This is a genomic window from Candidatus Neomarinimicrobiota bacterium, from assembly GCA_017656425.1.
Classification (GTDB): Bacteria; Fidelibacterota; UBA2242; order UBA2242; family B5-G15; genus JACDNV01.
Window position 1 is genome coordinate 282,468 of sequence record JACDNV010000002.1, and the last position, 25,702, is coordinate 308,169.

Sequence of the window (25,702 nt, forward strand, 5' to 3'; positions counted from 1 at the left end):
TTAGAATTGGTAAAATGTGATAAATTTCCATTATAACAGATTTTTATTGACAGGTTCTGCGGTTTATATAGTTTTAGTGTTAGCTATTTTTATAGGTTGTGCTGCTATATCACCTCCTACTGGTGGTCCAGAGGACAAAAGGGGACCAGTTTTAATATCAACAATACCTGAAAATCAGTCGACAAATATATCGGACCTCGATTATATAGAATTTATTTTCGATGAGCACATCCAAATTAGGAATCCTGAGGTTTATCTTTCTATCACGCCAAGTTTAGATTATAAACCTGAGATAAAGGTTAAGAAAAAGAGAATAATAATTGAAAATTTGAAAAGTTTAAAAGATAATACAACTTATGTATTTTCCTTTGGAAGGTCTGTACAGGATGTTCATGGAAACTTTGTTGATAAGGAAGTTAAACTTGCATTTTCAACGGGAGAGGAGTTAAACAAGGCTGAAATAAGAGGGAAAATTTATAATATTCCGGAAAAAATGAAATGTTTTGTTCTCGCTTATAATATGGATAGGATATCAGTAGATACCTTGCTTAATTATTCATGGGATTATATTGTGGAAACGGAAAAGGATGGGAATTTTGTTCTAAATTATATAGCTCCAGGTAGATATAGACTTTTATCTATTTGTACCAAAAGAAGCTATTATAAAGCTGGACAGGTTATAAGATTTGCAGGTGTATCAATCTTTAACGAATTGAAAGTGTTTCATAAAGATCAGGTAATAGGTGGTATTAAGTTTTACGTTACTGAATTTGATATTGAACCTTTGAAAGTTACTGGGATGAATATCGACAGTTTTGGAGTAATAAAATTAAATTTTAATAAGCCACTGAAGGAAGATTCAGTAAGAAATTTTCTGTTATATTGTAGTGATAACTCATTAAAAAGGTATGATATATTGGCAAGATGGGTTGAAAGTGAGGGTAAGAACCTTAACGTCATTGTTAATGGTAAGATTTTGGAAAGGGGTGGAAAACTTTATTATAAAAACGTAAGGGATATTTATGGTAATAAGTCAGGAGGAGAAATTAAAATTAACGCGAAGGAAGTTTTAGCAGATACTATCCCACCTGCAATCAGTAGAATGTATCCCTCGAGTAAGTCATCTAGAGTTAATCCTAAATTTGATTTTATAAGAGTGGATTTTTCTGAGGCTGTTATGTTAATGCCTGGATATATGATTTTAAAGGTGGATAACGATACCATGAGGTATAGTGATATTAAAATAGATGATAATACCGTTTTAATTTATCCATCTATTAGTCCATTAGTTGGTAAAACTATTGAATTAATTTTTAATGGAAATAAAATTACAGATGTGAATAATAATATTATGGGAGATACATTAGTAATTTATCATTTTAAAACTGTTGAAGAGAATAATACCGGATCAGTTTCGGGTAAAATCAGTTCTGATTTCAAAGATAAAAATAAGTTGAGAATTCGCTTAGTAAATGTTGATGATAATTACACAATGACAACACGAGTCGGGGAAAATGCAGAATTTTATATAAACTATCTATTGCCAGGAGATTATTCTATTTTTGTCTGGTATGATGTCAATGAAAACGGGGTATTTGATACTGGAAGTCTGATACCATACAGGGAGTGTGAACCGTTCTGGTTTATTCCTGGTAAAGTAAGTGTTAGAGCAAGGTGGGAAACAGCAGGATTGGAGATATCCCTTGATTGAGATTAATTTCTGGAAAGTACAGGCTTGCGGAAATGATTTTATAATGATAGATAATATGCAAGAGGCATTAAGTGGGGAATTTTTTAAGAAAATTACGCCATTCCTATGTGATCGGAGATTTGGAATTGGAGCTGACGGCGTTATATTTATAAATAAGGCAGAAGGTTTTGATTATGAAATGCGCTATTATAACAGTGACGGATCAGGTCCTGTTATGTGTGGTAATGGTGGAAGAGCGTCTGTATTATTTGTGTTTGAGAAACCAATTGTGAGAAAAAAATGTTATAAGTTTCTGTCAATCGATGGCGAGCATACTGGTATTTATAGTAATAGAGCGGTTTCTGTAACTGTTAGAGGTGGTGAAGTGGAATGTCTGGATAATGAAAGAGAAAAAATATTTTTTGTTAACACTGGTGTACCGCACATTGTGATAGTTAAGGATGAAATTGACAATATTGATATCGATGAGTATGCACAGGGGTTTAGAAGAAAGTATGATGCCAATGTAAACTTGATAGAGAGGGAAAAGTTATCCCATTGGAAAATAAGGACATATGAGAGAGGAGTTGAAGGAGAAACCTATTCTTGCGGTACAGGCACTGTGGCGTCTGCTCTAGTAGTGAGCAGAATTTTTAATGAAAATTTCCCTATTAGATTAAAGGCATTAGGTGGTGATCTGGAAGTGGACTTTATTGACGATCAATACTGGCTAAGTGGTGAAGTAAAAAAGGTTTTTGAAGGTAAAATAACCTGTGAGGTATAAAAATGTATGTGGTGATATTAGCTGGAGGTGCTGGTAAAAGATTCTGGCCATTGAGCAGGAGAGAAAATCCGAAACAATTTCTGGATATTATTGAGAAGAATAGGTCTATGTTGCGTCTGACATATGATAGGCTAAAAAATATAACAGGAATCGAAAATATTTATCTGGTAGCTGGAAGTCAGTTTTTTGAAAAGACACTTGATGATTTGCCAGAGTTTCCACAGGAAAATTATATAATGGAACCGAGCGGTAAAAACACTGCTCCATGTATAGGACTTGCGGCTATTCATTTAATGAAAAAGGATCCAGAGGCTGTAATGGGTGTTTTCCCTGCAGATCATCACATATTAAACACAGATGAATTTATTGAGACCGTAAAACTGGGAGAGAATATTGCTAGAGAAAAGAATGGGCTTGTTACCTTTGGAATCAATCCAACCAAACCTGCTACTGGTTATGGGTACATTCAAATCGATAAGAGAAATGAGTTTATTAAGAATAAGGTTTATAAGGTTAAGACATTTGCAGAAAAGCCGAACCTTGAAACGGCTGTTAAATTCTTAGAAACCAGAGAATTTTTATGGAACAGTGGTATGTTCGTGTGGAAGGTAAGCGTAATTATGAATGCACTCAGGGTATACATGCCTGAATTGTATGAAAGTTTGATGCGTATTCATGATGCAATAGACAAACCCAGGTATGAACATGTATTAAAAACCGAATGGGCATTAATTCATCCTGAATCAATTGACTATGGTGTGATGGAAAAAGCAGGAAATGTATTTGTTGTAAAAAGCGATTTCTTCTGGAGTGATGTGGGCTCATGGGATTCAGTGTATGAGTTGAGTAAAAAAGACGAAAGTGGCAACGTTGCATCGGATAAGTTTGTAGAGATAGATACAGAAGGATGTTTGATATCTTCAAAAAAATTAGTGGCTACTGTTGGAGTTAAAGATTTGATAATAATTCAGTCAGGTGATGCAGTTTTGATAGCGAAACGTGGTGAATCTGAGAAAGTGAAACAGATAGTCGAAAAACTTGAAAAAATGGGATTGAATAAATACTTATGAAGCTATCTCGTCTTGCTGGATATAAAAAAAGAGAGCTAAGGAATCAACTTGTAGAGGTACTTGAAAAATTGGGTTATGCAGTGATTTTTGATAGAGGTGATTTTTCAAATGGTGCATGCAAAGTTTATGAGGATAACAGGGTAGTAATTAATAAATTTTTCCCCATCGATGTCCATTTAGAGTTTTTACTGGACTTCTTAAGTGAGAAGGACCTTTCTAAAATATATCTTTTACCCTCAGTTAGGGAATTGATCGAGAGCCGAGTAAAGAAATAATATGCGAAACAACGATAAAAAAGAGAAACAATATGAATTATGGAAGCTCAGTATCGGCATTATAGAGTTTGTTCTTGTTATAATTTTACTAATAGCTATTGTTGCTTCTGATTTCAGCTTTTTTCTTGAGAATATTTTCTATAAAGTTTTTTCGAATAAGTACATTATATTTGTTGGATTTTCACTGGTTTTGGCTATAGTTCTGGGTATTATACTCTTTCCGTTTAATTTTATTTCGTCCTATATAATAGAACGTAAATACGGATTAAGCAATCAGTCTCTTGTAAAATGGATAATTGAGGAGACAAAGTCTATTGGTATTGGTTTGCCAATTCTTTTGCTAATTCTATTAGTTTTTTATGCTATTATCGTCAATTTTCAAAAGATGTGGTGGATTTTATTTGCTACAGCAATGATATTGTTTTCATTGTTAATTAACTATATAGCACCTGTTATTATTATGCCGATATTTTATAAGTTTGAAAAGGTAGGTGATGAAGGTCTGGTGGATGAGATAAAAGAGTTTTGTAAGAAGATGGGTTTCAAGATTGGAAATATCTATAGATTTAATCTCAGCAAGACGACAAGGAAAGCAAATGCAGGATTTACAGGAATAGGTAAGACAAAGCGAGTAATTATTGCCGACAATCTTATTGACAATTTCGGAAAAGGCGAGATATTAAGTGTAATTGCTCACGAGATAGGACATTATAAATTGGGTCATATTTGGAAGAATTTTCTATTTCAGATTTTAATTGTTTTCTCTCTGCTATTTGTTGCTGACCAGGTGTATTTTAAAATAATTTTTTCAATGGGAATATCTGATAAGTCAAGAATAGCGCTATTACCTATCCTTTACGTGATAATTATAATTGTTCAATTTATTATATCGCCTGTTGTGAATAGTTTTTCGCGTTATCTGGAGTTTGAAGCTGATGAATTTGTGCTTCGTAAAGCCGGAATGGTAGATTCTTTCATATCTTCTTTGAATAAACTTTCAGAAATAAACCTTATTGATCGACGGCCTCAAAAGATTGTGGAGTTCTTTTTTCATTCCCATCCATCTGTTGAGCGAAGAATAAAAAGAATCAAAACGTTAGCTGAGAAAGGTTTAAATTGAGATTTAAAAAACTATATTCAGTTTTGACTGCCTTTTTATGTTTATCCGTTTCATTCTGCAGATGCGGTGAAAAGGATTTTGTCAGCCTGAGGAAACGAATGGTGACTACTCAAATAATTGCACGAGGAATCATAGATAAAAAGATCATAGATGCGATGATGAAAGTTCCAAGACATCTTTTTGTTCCAGCGGAGTATGTAAGCGAAGCCTATAATGACTGTCCGTTACCGATAGGGTATAGGCAGACGATTTCGCAGCCATATATCGTTGCATTTATGACCGAAAAATTGGAATTGGATGGTGATGATAAGGTATTGGAGATAGGGACTGGTTCTGGTTATCAGGCAGCTGTGCTTGCCGAAATTGTAGACTCTGTGTTTACTGTAGAAATTATTAAGGCACTTAGTAAAAGAGCACAAGAGGTGATAAAGAAATTGGGTTATAAAAATGTACTCTTTAAAGTGGGGAATGGATGGTTTGGCTGGAAAGAGCATGCTCCTTATGATGCAATAATTGTTACCGCTGCAGCTGATACGATACCCGTAGAACTTGTGAATCAGTTAAAAAACGGTGGTAGAATGGTAATTCCAATAGGTCCTCAATTCTCATTGCAGTTTCTCTATCTAATAGAGAAAAAATTGAATAGGATAAGTATTAAGAATCTTTTACCTGTAAGATTTGTCCCGCTTATTAAAGAAAGTGAAGAGTAAACCTTTTGAAGGGTGAAGATGAAGAGGAGAGATTTTTTTAAATGGCTGTCTTTTAGCACTGGTTTCTTTTTTATCACAAAGGGAGTAAAAGGATTGGAGTATTATCCAAATCCATCGGATAAAAAGTGGGCAATATTATATAGTACCTGGTGTGGTACTGCAAGGGATGCTGCGGTATGGATTTCGGAAGGTATGGGTGGTATTGCCAATGTATTTGATATAAGAGAAGAGGTTAATTTAAATCCTTATGATCATATTATTGTTGGTGGAGCTATTAGATATGGGCGGACGTCAGATAGGCTTGAGAAGTATTTAAGAGAAAATAGCGACTGGCTGTCGAAAAAATTATGCGGGTTATTTGTTGTCTGTGGTAATATGCAAAGACCTGTGACACCTGAAGTTCATCGAAAATTATTGATAACTATCTTGCAATTATCTGTAAGGTTGGCGGTGTTCCATCGAGGGTATTTCTTGGAAGAATGACACTAGTTTTACTAGAACCTGAATTAAGGAAGATGATAAAACCCTTTAGTGAATATGATAACCTGAAAAGAAAAGAATGTATGGAATTTGGTGCTGAGGTTTATAACTATGTTAACTCGGTAAAAAAATAGGAAATGATTACTTCTATCTAATGTTCAAGAACGATTAACTTTGAGTGTTTTAAAGCGAATTTTAAATAATAAAATTTTTTTGAAAACAGGGGTAAAAAATATAAATTTTTTTATGGTTGCTTCTCTTGATTTCGAAGACTACAACGAATCATATAGATACAAGTGGGACGAATTTGTTGAAAATAGTGCCAATGGTACAATTTTTCATCTTAGAAAATTTCTTTCATACCATCCTCCTGATCGATTCAATGATTCTTCGATTGTAATCAAGAAAAATGATCAGATATTTGCGTTATTTCCTGCAGTGAGTGTTGATTATATGGGGAAAAGGGCGCTTTTTTCTCATCGTGGAGCGAGCTATGGGGGTTTTGTTTATAATGCTACTCTTTCGATATCTTCTGCGTTCAGTATGGTGAGACGCCTTGTGGATTATGCTTATGAAAAGGGATTTGAGAAGATAGTTATTACAATACCCCCGATAATATATAGTAAAAGACCTTCGCAATATATAGATTTTTCACTGTTGAAAAATGGTTTCAAATATTTAAAAAAAGAGCTTTCAAGTATTCTTTTTCTTGAGGAGAGTATCGAGGAAAATGTGAAAAAATTTAAGCAGGTGAACAGGACTGCTTTTAGAAAAGCTATGAAGCTGGGAGTTGAGGTTCGAGAGAGTGAGGATTGGGAGGTTTTCTATGACATTTTAAAAAATAATTTAAAAATCAGGCACAATGTAAAGCCAACGCACTCCCTTGAAGAATTACTGAAATTGAAAAATATTTTTCCCGATAGAATTCGACTTTATGGTGCATATTTAAGAGATGAAATGATAGCTGGTGTTGTGATGTTTGATTGTAATTCTCAAGTTTCACTTGCTTTTTATATTAGTCATCGAGAGGATATGCAGCAATATCGTGGTGTGAATTTATTATTTTACTATATAATAGAGGATTCAATTAAGAGGGGATTTAAGTATCTAGATTTTGGAATTTTCACTGTTAATATGGAGCCAAATTTTGGATTGGGGAGATTTAAAGAAGGATTTGGAGCCACTGGAATTTTTAGAGATACTTTCTATATTGACCTAAAATAAAATTATAATCCTGAGCTAAAAATGTCGATGAGCATAAGAAGTTTAACAAAGCAGACACTTATTTATGGCGTTGGGACTATTCTGGCAAGATTTGTTACATTTCTTCTATTACCTTTGTATACAAACATATTATCCCCAGAAGATTATGGTCTTACATCGCTTGTATTTGCCTTTCTGGGTTTTATGAATATTATATATAACTATGGTCTGGACTCTGCAATGATGAGGTTTTACTCGGATGATTCAAATACAAAGGATAAAGATATTATATTTTCAACATCGGTGTTTTTATCTATTCTAACAAGTTTAATTTTTACTATGCTGATTTTATTCTCCTGTAGGTATTTAAGTGGTATGCTTCTCTCCTCTAAAGAATATAGTGTTCTTATAAAATACGCAGCTTTTATATTACTTTTTGACTGTCTTGCACATCTGCCTTATGCGTTATTGCGTCTGAAAGAGAAGGCTCTCCTTTTTATGTCAATACGGATTGCAAATGTTGTTATTGTCTTTACACTGAATATTTATCTAGTAGCTATGCTAAGGAAAGGTGTAGAGGGGATATTTTTAAGTAATCTTGTGACTAGTGTTGTTACTACCATAATTCTTTATCTGCTCATTTTAAGAGAGATTAAACCATTATTTTCATTTATGCATGTGAAGCAGTTAATTCTTTTTGGACTTCCCTTCGTTCCTGCTGGACTTGCCTCTGTAACAATGGAAATGCTGAATAGGTATATCATAAGTCATATGCTTGATTTAAAAGCGGTTGGTATTTTCAGTGCGGGTTTTAAACTCGGGATTTTTATGTTGCTTTTGACCACTGCATTTTATTATGCCTGGCAACCTTTTTTTTTAAAAGCGGGAAAGAAGGAGAGCTCGAAAGTTTTATTTTCAAAGGTTTTTAACTATTTTGTGCTTGTCGCAATGTCGACCTGGCTTATCCTGACAATTTTCATAAAGGAAATTGTTAATTTTCATATTGGTAATATTTATCTGGTTGGCAAAGAATATCAATCGTGTATTTCAATTGTTCCATACATACTACTGGGATATGTTTTTTATGGAATTAATATAGTATTTCTACCTGGAATCTATTTTGAAAAAAAGACCAAGTTTATTGCTATAAATACACTAATTTCAGCAGCTATAAATGTTGCATTTAATTTTATTCTAATACCTTATCTTGGTATTGTAGGATCGGCGATTGCCAGCCTTATTGGATATGTTACGCTTGCAATATTAACTTTTTTTACATCGCAAAGATGTTTTAAAATAAATTACAATTTTAGAAGAGTGTTTGTAACTTTATTAATTTCCATTGTAATAGGTTACATTTTATTTGTTACTCAGCCCTCATCAATTATTAAAATTCTATCAATCATTGTTTATGCAATGTTACTTATAATTTTTGGCTCAATTAAAAAAGAAGAAATAAATTCAATAATAAGTGCCTTTAAAAAATATCTATGATTAAGGATGGACAAAATATTTTTAGATTGTTTAAAACGTCATTTGTTTATATAGCTGCAACGGTTATTTCACGATTTATTACTTTTGCCCTTCTTCCTGTTTTTACAAATTTTTTAACAGCAGAAGAATTTGGTATTTTCTCTCTGATAATTGCTTTTATCAGCTTTGTGGCAGTTTTAGTACCAGTTGGTACTGATTCCGCATTATTGAACTACTACATAAAATTTCCTGAACAAAAAAAGTCATATTTTAGCGTTGCCTACTTCATGACTTTATTCAACCTGCTTTTATTCTCTTTATTGTTTTTTTTGTTGAGAAAATTTATTATGCGATTTGTTATTCCAGATGAAAATTTTTTTACAGTATTTTTAGTGTTACTACTGGTAGTAATAGAGGTTCTTAATATCTTTCCACGACTAATATTTAGGGCGGAGAATAAAGCCATCCTGTTTTTTCTCGTAAGTGTCATTCATTCAATATTCATGTTTACCCTTTGTTATTTATTTGTAGCAAAATCCAATATGGGGGTAAGAGGAATAATTCTTGGCTTTTTGCTATCTGATGTTACTGTATTCATTTTTACGTTACCCTCTATTTTTAAAAATATTCACTTTAGAATTCCGATAGAAGTTGTAAAGAAGATAATTACGTTTTCTTTCCCATTTGCAGTTTCTGCGGTATTTGGAATGTTGCTCGAAGTATCTGATAGATTTATACTGAAATTTTTTTCAGATTTAAAGGCAGTAGGGTTATACAGTGCTGGATACAGAGTCGGGTCTTTAATGAATATTTTAGTTATAGGATTCAATCTAGCATGGTATCCGTATTTTTTAAATATTATTAATAAAGAAGATGCAAAAAGGAGACTATCCAATACAGTGACTATCGTAATTACCGTGTTTTTATATTTATGGTTTCTTATCTATTTATGGATAGCAGATTTTTTAAAAATAAGAGTATTTGGTGTTTATTTAATGGGTGGAGATTACTGGCCTGCTATATCTATTATCCCGATAATTGCCCTTGGGTATATATTTCTTTTATTTTATAACCTTCAAATACCTGGTATCTTTCAGCTTGAAAAGACTAAATATGTACCCATAGCCTATGGAGTTGCCACTACTATTAACATCATTCTGAATATAATATTGATTCCCATATTAGGTTACAGTGGAGCTGCTATATCAACGTGTATATCCTACTTTGTACTCAGTTTTGTTATATATATTGTTAATAATAAAATATATCCGATGCAGTATCAATGGAGTAAAATAACTTTAAATGTATTTTTTATAGGATTAATGATTTTGTTTGTATCTTTTTATAAATCTATAACCATAAAGGTCTTAATAACGGTATTCGTCTCTGTCCTGCACTGTTTCTATATTAGGAGGGTTTTATCTATAAAGAGACAAAATTGATCTAGCAAATATTTCGGAGTTAAAATTTTTGATGATGTAATTTCTTATTGTCTCTGGATTGTATTTATTGTAGTCATAGATAATTCTCAGCATTGCATCAATAAGGTTTTTATAATTATTTATATCAACTAAAATACCATTGTTTTTGTTTATAAAATCTTCTGGTCCTCCACATTTAGTTGAAATTACTGGCAAGCCAAGAGCCATCGCTTCCACTATTGACATTCCGAAAGTTTCAACTCGACTGGTTTGTATATATGCGTGACATTTCTGCAATATTTTTATTATTTCTTCTTTGCTTAGATAGCCAGTCAATGTAATAAACTTTTTAACGTTTAATTTGTTAATCAAACGAAATATGTTATTTTTTTCAGGACCATCCCCAATTATTACCAGTCTTAAATTTTGTCTTTCTCTAACCAGTTCTTTAAAAGCTTTTATTAACCAATTAATCCTTTTTTCTGGTCTGAATAGTGAGACGGTGACAAACTTAAATTCAGATATGTCTTTTTTATGTACTATTTCAGCCGTTAGGAATGCCTCGTCAACGGGGTTTGGAATTACTGTTACTTTTTCTCTATCCTGATGAAATTTTTTCAAAATAGACTTTTTCATTGCGGAACTCGGTACTATAATCTTATCTACAAATTGATAGGTTTTTTTGATTAGGTTTTTTTGAAATTTAGAAAAGCCATTATCGAGTAAAAATTCCTTTAAGTGTTCAGAGATGAATATAGGTACTTTGTTTTTTATACAGTAATCTACTACTGATGCGCCTGACCAGATTGAAGAGTAGGAAATGATAAAATCTGGTTTACCAAATTCTGTTAGAGCTTTTTTAAGCATCTTGATGATACTTGTTTTATTAGAGTAATAATACATTCTCTGGATTTTAGGTAATGGCGGGAATTTTTCTTCTCTAATGACATTAAGTCCATTTTCAACAAATAGTCCCTTTTTGAATTTTCTTAATTTTGAGATACTAAATTCCTTTGGTGAATATATAAGTGATGAAATTACCACCAAATTATCAACATAGTTTTTTAATATTTTAGCCTGTTGTTCAAAAAATGTACCCGAATGTGGATAAATTTCCGAAGGGTACCAGCTTGGGATTACAAAAAGGTTCATTTTATAAAAAATTCTCAATTTAAATTAATTTCCGTCTAAATATAGTAAAATATATGTGGAAATACTATATTAAGCAGGTATTATTGAATTAAGTAAAAATGCTAAAAATTTTATACATATCGCCAGAAAATACAGTTGGAGTCTTATCTATATGGAAAAGAGCTCATGAGGAAATGGGTAACTATTGTAGGTTTGTTACTTTTTATCACCACAAAGCCGATTATGAGGAAGATATATGTTTGAACTTACCGCTTATATCTACTTCTGAGTTTTTTATCAAATTCAGAGAAATTTTCAGTAAAGTTCTAGAAAAAAGGGACTACTGGGATGAGCTTGAAGGCTATCCTCCCTATTGGAATCCACCTCACTGGAAGAGGGTATTGTTTGGCCTCAGAGATAAGATATGGGAACCAAAGGTGAAAAGGGCAATAAAAGAATACAGTCTTGAAGATTTTGATGTTTATCATTTTGAATGGGGTATTGACTTTTTCCGTGATTGTAGATTTGCAAAAAGATTGGAGAGAATGGGTAAAAAAATTATCTGTCATTATCATGGTAAAGATATTCGCAATAGGGGAGTGATAAGGGAGCTTGATGATATTAGTGATTTGAATTTGACTAATGAACTTGATTTACTCTATAAACACCCAAAGATGAAATATCTATTTTTACCATTTGATGTAAGATCTTTTAAAGTAAAAGATAAAATAGGTGACCCAATAACAATAGTTCATGCCCCCACGAATAGAAAAATTAAAGGGACTGAGTTTATATTAGAGGCTATTTCAAAACTTAAGAAAAAATATAGATTTAATTTTATTATTCTTGAAAATATGCCTTACCCTGAGGTATTAAAGATAAAAAAGAAAGCCGATCTGGTTATTGACCAAGTTACAGACCTTGCGTGGGGATACGGCATGAATTCAATTGAGGCTCTGTCTATGGGTATTGCCTGTGCCACATATTTAAATCCAACATATGAAGAATTTATCCCTGATCACCCGTTTATTAATATTTATAAGGATGAGCTTGAGAGTAAACTGGAAGAAATTCTCAAAAATCCAGAAATTTTAGCTGAAAAAGGCAGGCAGGGGCGTGCCTGGGTTGAAAAATACCATGATTATAGAAATGTGGTAAGAAAGTTATATGAGTACTATAAGACTGACTTAAATATTAGGGGGATTTAAGGTGAAAATTCTGTTCTTAATTGATAAGAAAGATTCTAATGGTTTTATAAAGTTTATTGAGTCCAGGATTTCCGCAGACTATGAAAATAAAATTGTTATAATAACTGATGACAAAAATTGTATATATAAATTTTCTAAAATTCCAGCGATGGTAAGTATTTATCATGTCAGGAAGATTTTACCAAAATATCTATTTGAGTCTGACAAGGTAGTTTTATCGAATCCCAGTCTGGCTAAAAAGTTGAAAAAGTCTGTCCACAATTATCAGAAGATATGCGTTTTTTCTAAAAATGGTACGGGAAATGTAAGGAATTTTAATATAAAAATTCTCAAAAATTTCTCTGAGCTTGAGAAAGAATTATATAAAAATCATGATAGATAGTAATAGGTATAGGTTTATCTCTATAATCGTTCCATGCTATAATTCGAAGAAAACAATTAAAGAATGTGTCAGTAGTATTGTCAGTCAGGATTATCCAGAAGATTCATTTGAAATATTGATCATAGATGATGGGTCAAATGATGGGACGAGAGATATTTTGAAGGAAATTGGCAGGGGGAAAAATATTAAATTATTTTTCCATGCAGAAAATAGGGGGCTTGCTGCTGCAAGAAATACCGGTATTGGAAATGCTAATGGTGAAATATTACTATTTGTCGATTCGGATATGATCCTTAGTGAAAGATTTTTGCAAAAGGTTAACAATTTATTTGCAAGGGATGATATAATAGGGGTTATCGGGAAAAGGATTTCGCATCATACTGTTAAAATGGATAAATATCAAAGATATCGCAATGAATACAAGAGAATAAAAAATTGGTCTAAACCAATACCATTTTATTATTTTCTATTCAATCTTACTGCGGTTAGAAAAGAGGTGATTGAGGAAGTGGGTTATTTTAATGAGACGTATAAAATCTGGGGTGGCGAAGATAATGATCTGGCTTATAGAATTTATAAGAAATATCCTGCAGGTTTATACTTCAATCCTGAACTGATTGGCTATCACAGGCACTATAAACCTCTGAAAAACGAGCTTGAAAATATATATAAATTTGCTATGATAAACCTACCCATGCTTGTAAGGGGAGGGGAAGAAATGGTTAAGGCTTATAAATTGGAGTATTCCACGGCATATACTGGTTCAAATTTCTTAAAAGCATGGGTCGGTAGATTTCTTATAACAGGGTTGGTAAAAAAAGCTGGAATTTTCTTTTATGAGATTTCTTTTTATCCCCTATCAAATATTTTTTTAAAGCTTTTATTTGCAAATTATCTATTACGAGGTTTTTCTAAAAGTGCCAATAAGTGAGAAAATAGTAGTTGGTACTTCAGGTTATAGTTATTATGATTGGAAAGGTGTGTTTTATCCTGCTGATATTAAGAGCAGTGAGATGCTGGCGTTTTATTGTACAAAATTTAATGGGTTGGAGATTAATTCATCTTTTTATAAACTTCATATATATAGATTTTATAAAAATCTTGATGAGAAGACACCTGATTATTTTCAGTTTATAGTAAAAATTTTTAGGGATATAACGCATAAAAGGAGAGAGATAGACGAGGCTCTCAGGAAATCGAAGCAGGCAGTGGAACCTCTCATAGCTAAAGGTAAATTTGGGGGTTTTTTAGCCCAGTTTCCACCTTCATTCTCATTTAGTCAGATCAATTTAGACTATATAAAAAATGTTAAAGAAGCACTTGTTGATTTGCCTCTATTTATTGAGTTTAGAAATCCATCCTGGTGCAGGGAAGAAACTTATATAAGTTTTCAGAAGAGTGATATTTCTTATGTGTGTGTTGACGGACCAAAACTACCTGAGCTTATGCCAAGACAGGATATAGTTACCACAAAGTTTGCTTATATGCGGTTTCACGGTAGGAATAAAGAGGCATGGATGAAACCGCCCATGGGTAAGAAATATAACTACAATTATAGCTATGAAGAGTTGATTGAGTGTAAGGATAAAATTAAGAAAATGCTGGATAAGTGTAATAAGATATTTATTTTCTTTAATAACGGAATTAATGGCTATGCTCCAAAAAATGCTTTACAATTAATGGAGATGCTGGGACTGAAAAGTGAGAGTTGCTGTAATTGATCTCGGAAGCAATTCAGTAATTCTTTCTATTGCCGAGAGAATCAATAATCATATCAAGGCATTATATGAAGAATCGATTATTACAAGGATTGGGAGGAATATTGAAAAACATCGAAACCTTAATCCCGATTCTAGGAATAATACAATTGATGTTTTAAAAAAGTATAAAGAGATCGCCGATAACCTGGTTGTAGACATAATCATTTGTTTTGCTACCGATGCTTTAAGAGATGCAGAGGATTCGCAGGATTTCCTTGATGAAGTATATGAAAAAACCGGGATTGAGATAAAAATTATTTCAGGAGAGGAAGAGGCAGAGCTGACATTTTACTCTGTTAAAATAGAATTTGGAGATATATGCAATAAATTCTTTTCTATAGATGCAGGTGGAGGTAGTGTAGAGCTTGCTAATGGTACTGATAAAAATATAGAGTTTGCTAATAGTCTAAAGATAGGGGCAGTCAGGATTAAGAATAAATTCCGAATTCAGGATAATATAGATCATAATACATTTGTAGAAGTTAATAGATTTATTAAAAGCCAGTTACCAAAGATCATAATCGATGATGGTTATTTAACTGTTGCGACTGGCGGTACTATCACTACTCTTCAAGCAATAAATTTGGGGTTAGAAAAATTCGAACATGAGAAAGTACATAAGAGCAAGATAACATATGAACAGATGCGGATTTTATTTGACTATTTAAACAGAATAACCTTTACAGAAAGACTGAATATACCGTGCCTGGATCCGGGTAGAGCGGATATTATTCACATAGGAGCTTTAATATTTCTATCTATTATGGAAAAATATAATATTAAAAATATGTTTGTTTCAAATCGTGGAGTACGGTGGGGTTTTATATATAAATTGCTGGATTAATCTATTTTTTATCCTTTTTTGCAAAATACTCACTCGCTAGTAGTAGTAATTTCTTTTCTTCATCTGTAAGGCTATCATAGCCACTTTTGCTGATTTTGTCAAGTATCCTGTCGACTTCCTCTCTTAAGGTTTCGTCTGTATCGTAGGCATCAAAATGTTTTGTGGATTTGTTTATAGGTCTGGCAAATTTTTTAACAAAACTTTTGAAATTTATATTTGGAGTGTATCTTTTTAATCTGAATATTATCCATTCTTTTTTCAAATAAATATAACCAATTATTAACCCTCCGAGATGGGTAAGGTGACTTATATTGCTATAACCGGGACTTAAGGAAGATATAAATGTCATTATTCCGATAAATATGACAAAGTATTTCGCCTTGATTGGTATAAGGAAATAGAAGTAGATGTATCTATTTGGAAACATCATACCAAAGGCTAGTAGTATCCCATAAATAGCACCACTAGCACCTACAACCGGTACTGTAGAATTAATATTGAATAAAAAGGTAATTATCCCAGCTCCAATGCCTGTTATAAAATAATATTTGATGAATTCTCGCCTCCCCCAATAGTTCTCAATTTCAGTTCCGAACATCCAGAGGACAAACATATTCCAGAAAATATGCCAGAAGCCACCATGAACAAACATATAGGTAGCCAGTTGCCATATATAACCTCTTGATAATATATAATGAGGAACAAGTCCAAAAAACCTGTGAAAGAAACTCTGAATTCCAAACAAAAGTCCAAAAAGGTAAACGGCAACATTTATAATTATTATTGTTCGTATTGCTCCACCGCTAAAAAGTCTTGGCCTGAAATAACCGTAATCATAATTGCTCCAATACCCTCGATAATATCTCATTTTGCTTCTCCAATTCTCTTACTTATCATACTAAAAACTTTAAAACTTTTCAACTCCAATTTTATATCGATATTAAAAAATAACCATTTTAATAAAAACTCAATGGTTTTAATTTCATCAGATTTTGATTCGTACTTGGTTTCCTTGGTTACAGGATATTTAGACAAACTATTAATCAAATTTATCATTTTTTCACTAATCATTATAAAATCATCTACCATATAACAGCATTCCTCGCAATAACATTCACCTGATTTGGTATCAAAATATGCTATTTTTAGTTTTTTCCCACAGTTTTTACATTTTATTATTTCAACTTTATATCCATGTAGTTGTGAGAATTCAATTAAAAATTTTATAAGGCACAACTCAGCATGTTCAGGATGTGTTTCCATACTTGAAAATGTATCGACGATTAGATTATAAACGGGTTCTGCATCATCTTCGGAGGTGGGAATTTTTTCAACAAGTTCTATAATTAAATAGGGAATGAATAGTTTTTCAAGATCGTCTATGTTTTTGAAAAAAGACCTTTTTAGCTCAGAAGATGATAGAGTTTGAATATCGCGTGTGCTTTTATAATAATAAATTACCTCAATTTGATTGAAGGTCTCGAGATTACCTCTAAAAGGGCTTTTTATCCTCCTTGCCCCTTTTGCTATTACTGTTGCTAAGCCATGTTTTTGGGTAAATAGTTTGACAATGCTACTTGACTCGTGATAGGGGTGAGTCCTTAAGACGATAGCCTCTGTTTTTAATATTGACATAGATTACCTGAGTTGGAACTAATAAGCACGAGCAAAGATGACTTGAGTTGAGGTTTCTTTCCCGGTGAAGATACATTTACCTTTGCCTGATTGATTAAATGGGACGCATCTTATCGTAGCTTTAGTCTCTTCCTGGATTCTTTTTTCATCTTCTGAACTGCCAGCCCAGAAAGCTTTTGCAAATCCACCTTTTTCCATTATTTCCTTTAACTCTTCATAGGAGGTGATATTGTATGTATTTTCTTCCCTGAATTTTAGAGCATTATAAAATAGGTTTTTCTGAATTTGTATCAGTTTTTCTTTTACTATTTCGATGATATTATCTATTGATGCCTGTTCTTTACCAGCTTCATCGCGTCTTACAAGGACAACCGCGTTGTTTGTTACTTCTCTTGGTCCAACCTCAATTCTTAAAGGTACTCCTCGCATTTCCCATTCGTTGAATTTCCATCCCGGGGTAACCTGTTCGTTATTGTCAAAATAGTATCTTATGCCTGCTTCTTTTAGTCTGGATATAAGTTTTTCGTTTATAAAATCAATGACGGCTTGTTTGTCAGTGTCTTTTTTCCATATAGGGACGATGACAACCTGATATGGTGCAACTTCAGGAGGAATTACTAATCCCTTATCATCGCCATGCACCATAATAACAGCGCCTATGAGTCTCGTACTTATCCCCCAGCTGGTAGCATATACATATTCTAGCTCGTTGTTTTCATTCAGAAATTTTACATCAAAAGCTTTTGCAAAATTTTGACCCAGATTGTGAGAAGTGCCTGCCTGTAATGCTTTTTTATCACCGGTCATAGCCTCCACTGTGTAGGTATGTACTGCACCAGCAAACTTTTCATTTTCTGTTTTCTTACCAACTATTACGGGTATGGCAAGATAATCTTCGAGGAGTTTTCTATAGATTTCGATCATTCTTCGTGCTTCTTCTTCAGCTTCTTCGAAAGTGGCATGAGCTGTGTGTCCTTCTTGCCATAAAAATTCTGTTGTTCGAAGAAAAAGCCTTGTTCTCATTTCCCAGCGTACTACATTCGCCCATTGATTTATAAGCAGTGGCAGGTCTCTATAGGATTTTATCCATTTTTTGTACATTGCCCAGATAATAGTTTCGGAAGTAGGTCGTACGTAAAGAGGCTCTTCCAGCTCTTTGCCTCCACCGTGAGTAATTACAGCACATTCTGGTGCGAACCCTTCGACATGCTCAGCTTCTTTCTTCATAAAACTTTCCGGTATAAACATCGGAAAGTAGGCATTTACATGACCGGTCTCTTTGAACATTCTATCAGCAATCTTTTGTATATTCTCCCATATTGCGTATCCGTACGGTCTTATTACCATTGTTCCTTTGACGGGACCGTAGTCTGCAAGCTCACAGCGTATTATTACGTCAGTATACCATTTAGAAAAGTCTTCGCTCTTCTTTGTTACAGCCCTTTCATTGCTCATTTTGATTTTTCCCTTTTTCTATATATCCTATTCTGTGGAATGGATTTACTACACTGGTACAAATATTATGTAGGTGTGCTGCAATTCTTTTTAAGTAGCGCAAATAAAGAGCCAAGGTAACAGCATCAGAAGGGGTAAACTCATTCGCATCTTCTATAAGTGAGTTTATTGTCCTATCGCAGTAACCTGATATTTTTTTATAATCTATCATTACTAGTCTTGCGGTATCCCTATTTGACTTCGAAAATGCATCAATAGTCATATCGAAAAATTGGGTTACTTTAGATTCTTTATTTTTTAACTCTTTTTCGAAGGAACCAGCGTGGAGTTTCGTCTTATGGGCAAGTGCTAAGTCCATTATATTTTTTGTGTAATCTCCTATGCGTTCTATATCTATAACTATGCTTACAAGTACAAGACCTGATGGGATTTCAATTTTGCCTGACATTACGAGATGTGTTAATACTTTCTTTCGTACGTCCCTCTGATATTTGTTTATCAGTTTGTCCTTATTGAATACATCTTCGGCATATTCTCCTGTGTCGCTTGTTCTGAGAGATTTTACAGCTTCTTCAAACATCTCTTTGTCTACTTTTAACATTTCCACAGACTCTTCAAAAGCCTGAGAAAACAAATCTTTTTTCTTCCATATTGATAATATTTCTTTAAACATTGCTTACTCCACCAATAAAATTAAGATAAATGGTATTAAAAAAAATGCAATAATTATATATAAAATTGGTAATAATTTGTTCCTCATGGAGATTTTACTGAAAAATTTTGCCATACTAATTGGGATTTTCCTTAGGGGTAAAAATATAGCTGTACCTATGATATTGAAAAACAGGTGACAGAAAGCGACAGTAATTGCCGATATCTCGCCAGTTGCAAGAGCTGCAAGAAGAGCTGTAATGGTTGTCCCGATGTTCGCCCCAAGAGTATATGGAAATATTTTTTCAATAGTCAGAATACCAGCGCCAGCGAGAGGAACAGCAAGTGATGTTGTAATGGAACTGCTCTGGACTAATACTGTAAAGATAAGACCGAGCAAGAGAGCCCTTAGAGTGGTTTTGAACAAGTATTTATTAAAGTAAATTTCAATTTTTCTTATCACTATCTTTTTCATAAATAAAACAATATATCTGAGAGAGAAAAACAGTAGAGCTAATGATAATATTACACCTAACCATGGGGTCTGTTCAATAGTGTGTAGTATTAGCTTGGAAGTAGGGTTAAGAATGGTAGATAAAGGGTTGAAGACTTTCAAACCTCCAACGTTCTGAAATAAATTAGCTGTTCCAGTAGCAAGGATTCCAAGAAAGTTAAAGAAGTATTGTAAAGGGAATAAAATTAATACATTTAAAAAGTTAAAAAAATCGTGGACTATGCTAGCAGAAAAGGCTCTTTCAAATTCTATAGAGTTTCTGATGTGTCCCAGGGAAACTATTATATTTGTAATGGTAGTACCTATATTGGCTCCTATTACTATTGGTATAGCGATATAGATCGGCATAACTCCAGTAGCGACAAGGCCGACTACCAGCGAGGTTGTCATGGAAGAGCTTTGTACAATGCTTGTGGTTAGTATTCCAATGAATAAACCTGCAAAGGGGTTGCTTGTGGTTTTGATTAGTGTTTCTGCAAAGCCCTTGCCCATGAGTTTAAATGATCCACCTATTAGTTTTATACTTAGAAGAAATAAGTATAGTAAAGCAAAAAAAGTAAACAATTTCAGTATACGACGGAATATCTTTTTGATGTCCATTAACTTAATCCTACTTAGCCAAAAAATAGCGTTTAAATTAAAAATAAAAAGGTAAAATTCATTGAAAAAATTGGATGTCTGGTAATATAATTATTTGTCGGCAGGATTTTATGAATAGCGTATATAAGTAAGCTATGAGGTGATCTATCCACTGTCATTGCGAGCGTAGCGTAAGCGAAGCGAAGCAATCTCATCTGATTGAGATGGCGAGATGGCTAGATAGCTAGATGGCTGTATAGCTTGATGGCTAAGTAGCTAGATGGCTAGATAGCTGGATAGCTGGATAGCTAGATGGCTGGGTAGCTAGATAGCCGGATGGCTAAGAGGTAAGTGGTCTAACTGGCTGTTAAACTATCAAACTAACTGGCTAACAAGCTAACCAGCCAACAAGCTAACAGGCTGTCAGACTAGCAAGCCAGTAAGCTGGCCAGCCAGCAGGCTAACAAGCTAACCAGCTAGAAAATTAACTTAGTGTAACTACTTCAGTAGCCCCTGTCATTGCGAGCGAGCGTAAGCGAGCGTGGCAATCTCATCTGATCAGGTGGAGATGGTACATTTTGAGTGTCGAGTCTCTTCTGAAGCAGATCGCTTCGTCGCCTTTGGCTTCCTCGCGATGACCTACCTGGTACTGTCATTGCGAGCGAGCGCAAGCGAGCGTGGCAATCTCTTTTGTATAAGCGAAGTAGTATATATTTATAGCTTCAATTATTTTATAAAGCAGATTGCCATGTCGCTCACCGACGTTCGCTCCTCGCAATGACGTGTCGATTGTCGCTGCGAGCGATGGCGAAGCAGTCTATAATGAAGAGAGTAATTAGAACTCAGAATACTCTATGGATGTTTATATTTAAAGAAATAGTGCGCAGTATAAATTCCTAATAGTCTCCTCGAAGCAACTCATTATAGAAACATGAAAAGACATTTCTCCTTACATTCTCCTAGAGGTTTGATATATAACTATGGAATCATTTTTTTTAATTCGGCTAATGGATGGAGCAAGCAACTTTTAAATATCAAATTGCTATGTTTAGTTTAATCTACTTTAACTATCTTATAGGAAAAAATATAAATACTGAGAATAGACTTCCGCCACGGTGTGATATTTTTCTATCGGGATATTTTTTTCTGAGACTTATTTTGCTCTTATCCAATCGATGAATAATAGGTATAAATTGATTGCAGGTGAAATTTATATTTGTTTTTCTAATAGATATAGAAATGTTATAATTTAACTCCAGAAGTTGTATCCTGTATTTTAAATGAGTATCTATTGGAGTGGAAATAAGCCCAAATAAAAGTTTTGCATCTCCTTCTATAGGCGTTAAAAGATAGCCATAAGAATACGATATTTTGAATGTATTATTAAATAGAATTATTTTGTGTTTGTTTTTTATAATAAGGTGAAAAAAGTAGGTATTACCGTTTTTTATATTGCCAGTAATTCCGTGTGATATTGGAAATATCTTCGAAAAATATCCCATTACTGGAGTGTGCATATCTAAGTTTGCATTAAAAATATATCCTGAGAATCCAGGTTCAATTGTAGTTTTCAATATCTTGTATGCTGATGAGAAAAACATCCCTATACGATAAAATTTGAAATATCCAAGGCTCTTGAAGTCTGTAGATGAAGGAGGGTTATTATCAGTATTAAGCAATATTTTATCTTCAAAAATTGAAAGACTGAGCATATCTAATCTGAGGGAGGGTTTAATATACAATGTAAGCATAGATGAATTAATGTTAATTGGGACTGTCAGTTTTCTTTTACCCGCTAACTCAGGTCTGTTTGAAGTGTTGGTATAGTTAATGTTAGTGCTGCTATTTACTATTGTTTTTGAAATCAAAACACCGGGTTTTAAGTGACGAGTTTTATTAGCTAGTATAGTAGTTATATTAAAATTGAAAAAGTCGATAGAAGTTATTAATTCCCTACCAAATGCTGGCTCCAGCCAGTCATAAAAGAATTTATTAACAGGTACATCATTTGATCTTGGATAGTTATTTATGTGAAATGTTCCTTTTGAGCTTGATATTCCATAGCTTATTTCAGCCTGAAAAATATTTCTTTTAAAAGGTAATAGCATTTTAAATTTGGTCCCATTAAAGCTGATAGGATAATTGGTAACAACAGACACATGATCTTTTCCATTATTAAACTTTAGCTCTTCATGTACAAAGTCCAGTTTGAATCGTGTTTTATTATTTTTAAATAAAGGTAGATTCAATGAAAAAAAGGATTGGTTTTCGTAGATAGATAGAGACTTTATACCATTTGTTCGTTTTCTATAAATATCAAAGAATGTTAATCTGAATTCGTTATATGGGTTGGCAGCCGGCAGGTGAGAGAGAGGAGTTTTATATCCTGTTATATTTTTTAGAAGTTTTGTTAACCCTGCCTGCTGCGCAAATGTAAAAGAGCAAATCAATAAAAAAACCAGCGGTATTTTCTTCTTCAATTCTACTTCAACAGCGTCAATTTCCTTGTAAATACTCTGTTATCAGCTTTTAAAACACAGATATAAGTACCAGATGGCAAGTTATCGGGTTTCCAGATGTAAGTTTTTCTTCCAGCATTCAGTCTGTTATTTTCCAGTCTAACTACTATTTCCCCTCTTAGGTTAACAATTGTGAGCTCTACATGTGATTGCTTTGGTAGATCAAACGAAATGAAAGCAACAGGATTAAACGGATTTGGATAAATGGGCGATAGTTTGAACTCAGCTGGTACAGGTTTTTCTGCAACCGTACCTACTTTAAATCTGTCAGGGAATAGACCTCCGAGTGTAGAATCTATTCCATATACATAATCTTTCCACATCTGCAGAAAACTTGTTGGTGGGTTATCAAACCATGCTGATAGATTGACTCTCTCTCCGTCGATTGTAATAGTTGAATCAGGCTCTTTAAAATCAATATAAATTGCGTTGGTGATATCTTTTGCCATTAGCATTTGAAATTCGAATTCATCACCATCGATACCAAAGTCATCCTGATATGGATAAACTGCAACGGAAAGATCATGCATATTCTCAAAGAAATGACTTATTTCACCGAAAGCACTTTCAAGCCAATCGCCGATTTCAATGAACTTCTGTCTTCCATAATCTGTCAATGTAAGAAAATCAGGATTTGCTCTTTCTAATATTGCAATAATGTCTGAATCGCTTTCAGCTTCCGAAAAATCCAGTTCATCTGGATTTAGATCAAGAATAAATATTTTATCTATTTCGTTATAGAAATCAACAGCTGCATCAGCGATTTGTTGTAAGCCGTTGCATATAAGGTCTACCGTATTTACGACAAGTTTAACCTGAGGTTTTAATAAAACGATAAATTCAAAATTATCGTCTGCATCAATCATATACGGATGTCCATCGTCGTCGTAGTCTTTCACAAGTATTACAAAATTTGTGACCTCACCGGAGTTTATATATTGATCAATATGATATCTTATTTCTTTAATTTCAGCAGAGTAATTGAAGTTTTCCCAATCGTAGTAGAATAATAGACTGTCTATTCTACCCTGTTCAAGATAAAACAGGACGTTTTCAATATCGGCATATATATTTTCATCCGTTAATAGTTTAATAAGTTTAATTAAACCGATGCCTAGATGTTCATCAGGTTCTATTGGCTCCTGTGACCAATGATTGAGAAGAGTATCCAGCCTTGCCATAAAGGCTTCAAAATCGTCTTCTGAGTACAGTACCGCATCAGATTTTATCATTGAATACATATTATTTGTAATACCGTTTGGAAATATTCCACCGAAAGTATATGCCAGATCTTCACCTGCTCTATAAAAATCTTTGAATAATTCTTCAAAACTCCTACCAGGCATATTCTCAATTATAGCTAATGGTTTAATGGTTTTACCTTCAGATTCATCCCCTATCGGATATTCTTTCCCACCTAGAAGTGTGTCGATTTCAGCAATAAAAGATTTTAAAGAGTCTAAACCACTAACATTCAGCTCCAGCGGTGCAAAAGGTTGATGATTCAGCATATATTTTACTGTATCAATCATCAATGAAATGTAATCCAGTCCCGTTCTGAATGATACTATTGCGGGAGCTACATCTCCATTTTCTACGTCTACTATAGAATCCATTTTTGCAAAACCATCGTTGAACGAAGAGTCTATTTTCGTGCCGATACAATCAATATCTATCAGTAGATTAAAGAAATCACGAGATATGATGAATACTGTATCCTCATAGGCTGATCCCATTATTTTAAATACGAAATCAAAGTCCGTTGTGGAGTTAAATACACTATCGATGCTGAGGCCTACCTCTTCAAAGTATAAATCGACCTCATTGAAGAATTTGTACAGCTCGCTATCAATATTTTCAATATTCTGACTGACCGAGAGAAATAGATTTTCTAATGAATCTCTAAAGGTCTCATAGTCACCATTATTGAAGAAATTGATTAGATAATCGAAAAACTCATCCTGATTCTGTGCTGTAATTAGAGGATAAATAGTTTCAGTAGTTATGTCAATTGCTATAGATAAATCGTTTTCTAATCTATTTCCCAGACTGTCAATAGCAGTAAAAGAAGAATTTGCCTGAATATTGGCTTTTGCAAGCTGGATAAGAGCGATACCGATATATGCTTTCATAATTGATTCGTCATTTGAACTTTGCAGTATAGTATCATTAAAAACTGTCTCCATACTATCAAGATAATCGATGTAATCTTCAGTAATATTTGTTTGCAGAATTAAATCTGGCACCTGTTGTGGATAAACCAGTGTTATTATTAAAAATAGCATTAATAGTCCATTAACAACTTTCATAGTCTCAATCCTCCTTTTAATAATCACAAATAAAATATAGCAGGAAATTTTTTATATTACCTTGCTATAAATCACACATTTCCGTAATCTAATATACGGCATAATAGTGTTAATTTATAGCCCTTTTTGGTAAAGAATTATAATTTACTTTGATAACGTTGCTACTTAATTAATAATGGATTAAATTTACACGCTTTTGAATGCCCCGATAGCTTAATTGGTAGAGCAGCGGCCTCTTAAGCCGACGGTTCCAGGTTCGAGTCCTGGTCGGGGCACAAACTCAGTGGTGTGTTATAGAGATGGTTAATTGGTAGGTTAGTTTCTCTTAAGCCGACGGTTCTCCCGGAGGGATCCCTATGGGACAGGTTTGAGTCCTGGTCGGGGCACAAACTCAGTGGTGTGTTGTAGAGATGGTTAATTGGTAGGATAGTTTTTCTTAAGCCGACGGTTCTCCCGGAGGGATCCCTATGGGACAGGTTTGAGTCCTGG

At 33.6% G+C, this 25,702-nt stretch carries 23 protein-coding genes and 1 tRNA gene; 16 read left to right on the plus strand and 8 right to left on the minus strand.

What is annotated here, in order from left to right:
* The first annotated feature begins 16 nt into the window (after nt 1-16).
* From H0Z29_02555 to H0Z29_02600, 10 genes are all read left to right on the plus strand, one after another.
* Nucleotides 17-1,711, plus strand: coding sequence for an Ig-like domain-containing protein (locus tag H0Z29_02555; protein ID MBO8130380.1), 1,695 nt, complete (start codon nt 17-19; stop codon nt 1,709-1,711).
* Nucleotides 1,704-2,474, plus strand: a complete 771-nt coding sequence (locus H0Z29_02560) for a diaminopimelate epimerase (protein MBO8130381.1) — start codon at nt 1,704-1,706, stop codon at nt 2,472-2,474. The genes H0Z29_02555 and H0Z29_02560 overlap by 8 nt, the downstream gene beginning before the upstream one ends.
* A 2-nt stretch (nt 2,475-2,476) precedes the next feature.
* Nucleotides 2,477-3,544, plus strand: a complete 1,068-nt coding sequence (locus tag H0Z29_02565; protein ID MBO8130382.1) for a mannose-1-phosphate guanylyltransferase — start codon at nt 2,477-2,479, stop codon at nt 3,542-3,544.
* Complete coding sequence (locus tag H0Z29_02570; GenBank protein ID MBO8130383.1) at nt 3,541-3,819, plus strand: hypothetical protein; 279 nt, start codon at nt 3,541-3,543, stop codon at nt 3,817-3,819. The genes H0Z29_02565 and H0Z29_02570 overlap by 4 nt, the downstream gene beginning before the upstream one ends.
* 1 nt (nt 3,820) lies before the next feature.
* On the plus strand, nt 3,821-4,939 hold the full coding sequence (locus H0Z29_02575; protein MBO8130384.1) for a M48 family metallopeptidase: 1,119 nt from the start codon (nt 3,821-3,823) through the stop codon (nt 4,937-4,939).
* 98 nt (nt 4,940-5,037) lie between these two features.
* Nucleotides 5,038-5,649: a protein-L-isoaspartate(D-aspartate) O-methyltransferase gene (locus H0Z29_02580; protein ID MBO8130385.1), complete on the plus strand. Its 612-nt coding sequence runs from the start codon at nt 5,038-5,040 to the stop codon at nt 5,647-5,649.
* A gap of 18 nt (nt 5,650-5,667) precedes the next feature.
* On the plus strand, nt 5,668-6,132 hold the full coding sequence (locus tag H0Z29_02585; GenBank protein MBO8130386.1) for a hypothetical protein: 465 nt from the start codon (nt 5,668-5,670) through the stop codon (nt 6,130-6,132).
* A gap of 243 nt (nt 6,133-6,375) precedes the next feature.
* Entirely contained in the window at nt 6,376-7,353 is a 978-nt protein-coding gene (locus tag H0Z29_02590; GenBank protein ID MBO8130387.1) for a GNAT family N-acetyltransferase, read from the plus strand.
* Between the two features lie 27 nt (nt 7,354-7,380).
* Nucleotides 7,381-8,826 (plus strand): oligosaccharide flippase family protein, encoded by a 1,446-nt coding sequence (locus H0Z29_02595; protein ID MBO8130388.1) that lies wholly within the window; start codon nt 7,381-7,383, stop codon nt 8,824-8,826.
* On the plus strand, nt 8,823-10,247 hold the full coding sequence (locus H0Z29_02600) for an oligosaccharide flippase family protein (protein MBO8130389.1): 1,425 nt from the start codon (nt 8,823-8,825) through the stop codon (nt 10,245-10,247). The genes H0Z29_02595 and H0Z29_02600 overlap by 4 nt, the downstream gene beginning before the upstream one ends.
* Here H0Z29_02600 and H0Z29_02605 read toward each other — a convergent pair.
* Entirely contained in the window at nt 10,224-11,378 is a 1,155-nt protein-coding gene (locus H0Z29_02605; protein MBO8130390.1) for a glycosyltransferase family 4 protein, read from the minus strand. The two genes, H0Z29_02600 and H0Z29_02605, sit on opposite strands and share 24 nt — an antisense overlap.
* A 98-nt stretch (nt 11,379-11,476) precedes the next feature.
* Between H0Z29_02605 and H0Z29_02610 the strand changes: the two genes are divergently transcribed.
* From H0Z29_02610 to H0Z29_02630, 5 genes are read left to right on the plus strand one after another with little or no spacing between them, the layout of a single operon-like run.
* Nucleotides 11,477-12,565: a glycosyltransferase gene (locus tag H0Z29_02610; GenBank protein ID MBO8130391.1), complete on the plus strand. Its 1,089-nt coding sequence runs from the start codon at nt 11,477-11,479 to the stop codon at nt 12,563-12,565.
* Between the two features lies 1 nt (nt 12,566).
* Nucleotides 12,567-12,947 carry a hypothetical protein gene (locus H0Z29_02615; GenBank protein ID MBO8130392.1) on the plus strand — a complete coding sequence of 127 codons (381 nt, stop codon included), beginning with the start codon at nt 12,567-12,569 and terminating at the stop codon, nt 12,945-12,947.
* On the plus strand, nt 12,937-13,878 hold the full coding sequence (locus H0Z29_02620) for a glycosyltransferase (protein ID MBO8130393.1): 942 nt from the start codon (nt 12,937-12,939) through the stop codon (nt 13,876-13,878). Before H0Z29_02615 ends, H0Z29_02620 begins: the two co-directional genes overlap by 11 nt.
* Nucleotides 13,865-14,668, plus strand: a complete 804-nt coding sequence (locus H0Z29_02625) for a DUF72 domain-containing protein (protein MBO8130394.1) — start codon at nt 13,865-13,867, stop codon at nt 14,666-14,668. The genes H0Z29_02620 and H0Z29_02625 overlap by 14 nt, the downstream gene beginning before the upstream one ends.
* Nucleotides 14,649-15,551 (plus strand): Ppx/GppA family phosphatase, encoded by a 903-nt coding sequence (locus tag H0Z29_02630; GenBank protein MBO8130395.1) that lies wholly within the window; start codon nt 14,649-14,651, stop codon nt 15,549-15,551. Before H0Z29_02625 ends, H0Z29_02630 begins: the two co-directional genes overlap by 20 nt.
* 1 nt (nt 15,552) lies before the next feature.
* On the opposite strand, the gene H0Z29_02635 is transcribed toward H0Z29_02630, so the two are convergent.
* The 7 genes from H0Z29_02635 to H0Z29_02665 all read right to left on the minus strand — a co-directional run bounded on the left by H0Z29_02635 (nt 15,553) and on the right by H0Z29_02665 (nt 25,213).
* Complete coding sequence (locus H0Z29_02635; protein MBO8130396.1) at nt 15,553-16,419, minus strand: rhomboid family intramembrane serine protease; 867 nt, start codon at nt 16,417-16,419, stop codon at nt 15,553-15,555.
* Entirely contained in the window at nt 16,416-17,186 is a 771-nt protein-coding gene (gene recO / locus H0Z29_02640) for a DNA repair protein RecO (protein ID MBO8130397.1), read from the minus strand. The genes H0Z29_02635 and recO overlap by 4 nt, the downstream gene beginning before the upstream one ends.
* Nucleotides 17,187-17,204: 18 nt before the next feature.
* Nucleotides 17,205-18,641 (minus strand): proline--tRNA ligase, encoded by a 1,437-nt coding sequence (locus tag H0Z29_02645; protein ID MBO8130398.1) that lies wholly within the window; start codon nt 18,639-18,641, stop codon nt 17,205-17,207.
* Complete coding sequence (locus tag H0Z29_02650; protein MBO8130399.1) at nt 18,631-19,314, minus strand: hypothetical protein; 684 nt, start codon at nt 19,312-19,314, stop codon at nt 18,631-18,633. The genes H0Z29_02645 and H0Z29_02650 overlap by 11 nt, the downstream gene beginning before the upstream one ends.
* Nucleotides 19,315-19,317: 3 nt before the next feature.
* On the minus strand, nt 19,318-20,406 hold the full coding sequence (locus H0Z29_02655) for a Na/Pi symporter (GenBank protein ID MBO8130400.1): 1,089 nt from the start codon (nt 20,404-20,406) through the stop codon (nt 19,318-19,320).
* 1,046 nt (nt 20,407-21,452) lie between these two features.
* Nucleotides 21,453-22,865, minus strand: a complete 1,413-nt coding sequence (locus H0Z29_02660; GenBank protein ID MBO8130401.1) for a hypothetical protein — start codon at nt 22,863-22,865, stop codon at nt 21,453-21,455.
* A 2-nt stretch (nt 22,866-22,867) separates the two neighbouring features.
* Entirely contained in the window at nt 22,868-25,213 is a 2,346-nt protein-coding gene (locus tag H0Z29_02665) for a T9SS type A sorting domain-containing protein (protein ID MBO8130402.1), read from the minus strand.
* A gap of 202 nt (nt 25,214-25,415) precedes the next feature.
* Between H0Z29_02665 and H0Z29_02670 the strand changes: the two genes are divergently transcribed.
* A tRNA-Lys gene (locus H0Z29_02670) sits at nt 25,416-25,488 on the plus strand.
* Nucleotides 25,489-25,702: the final 214 nt, after the last annotated feature.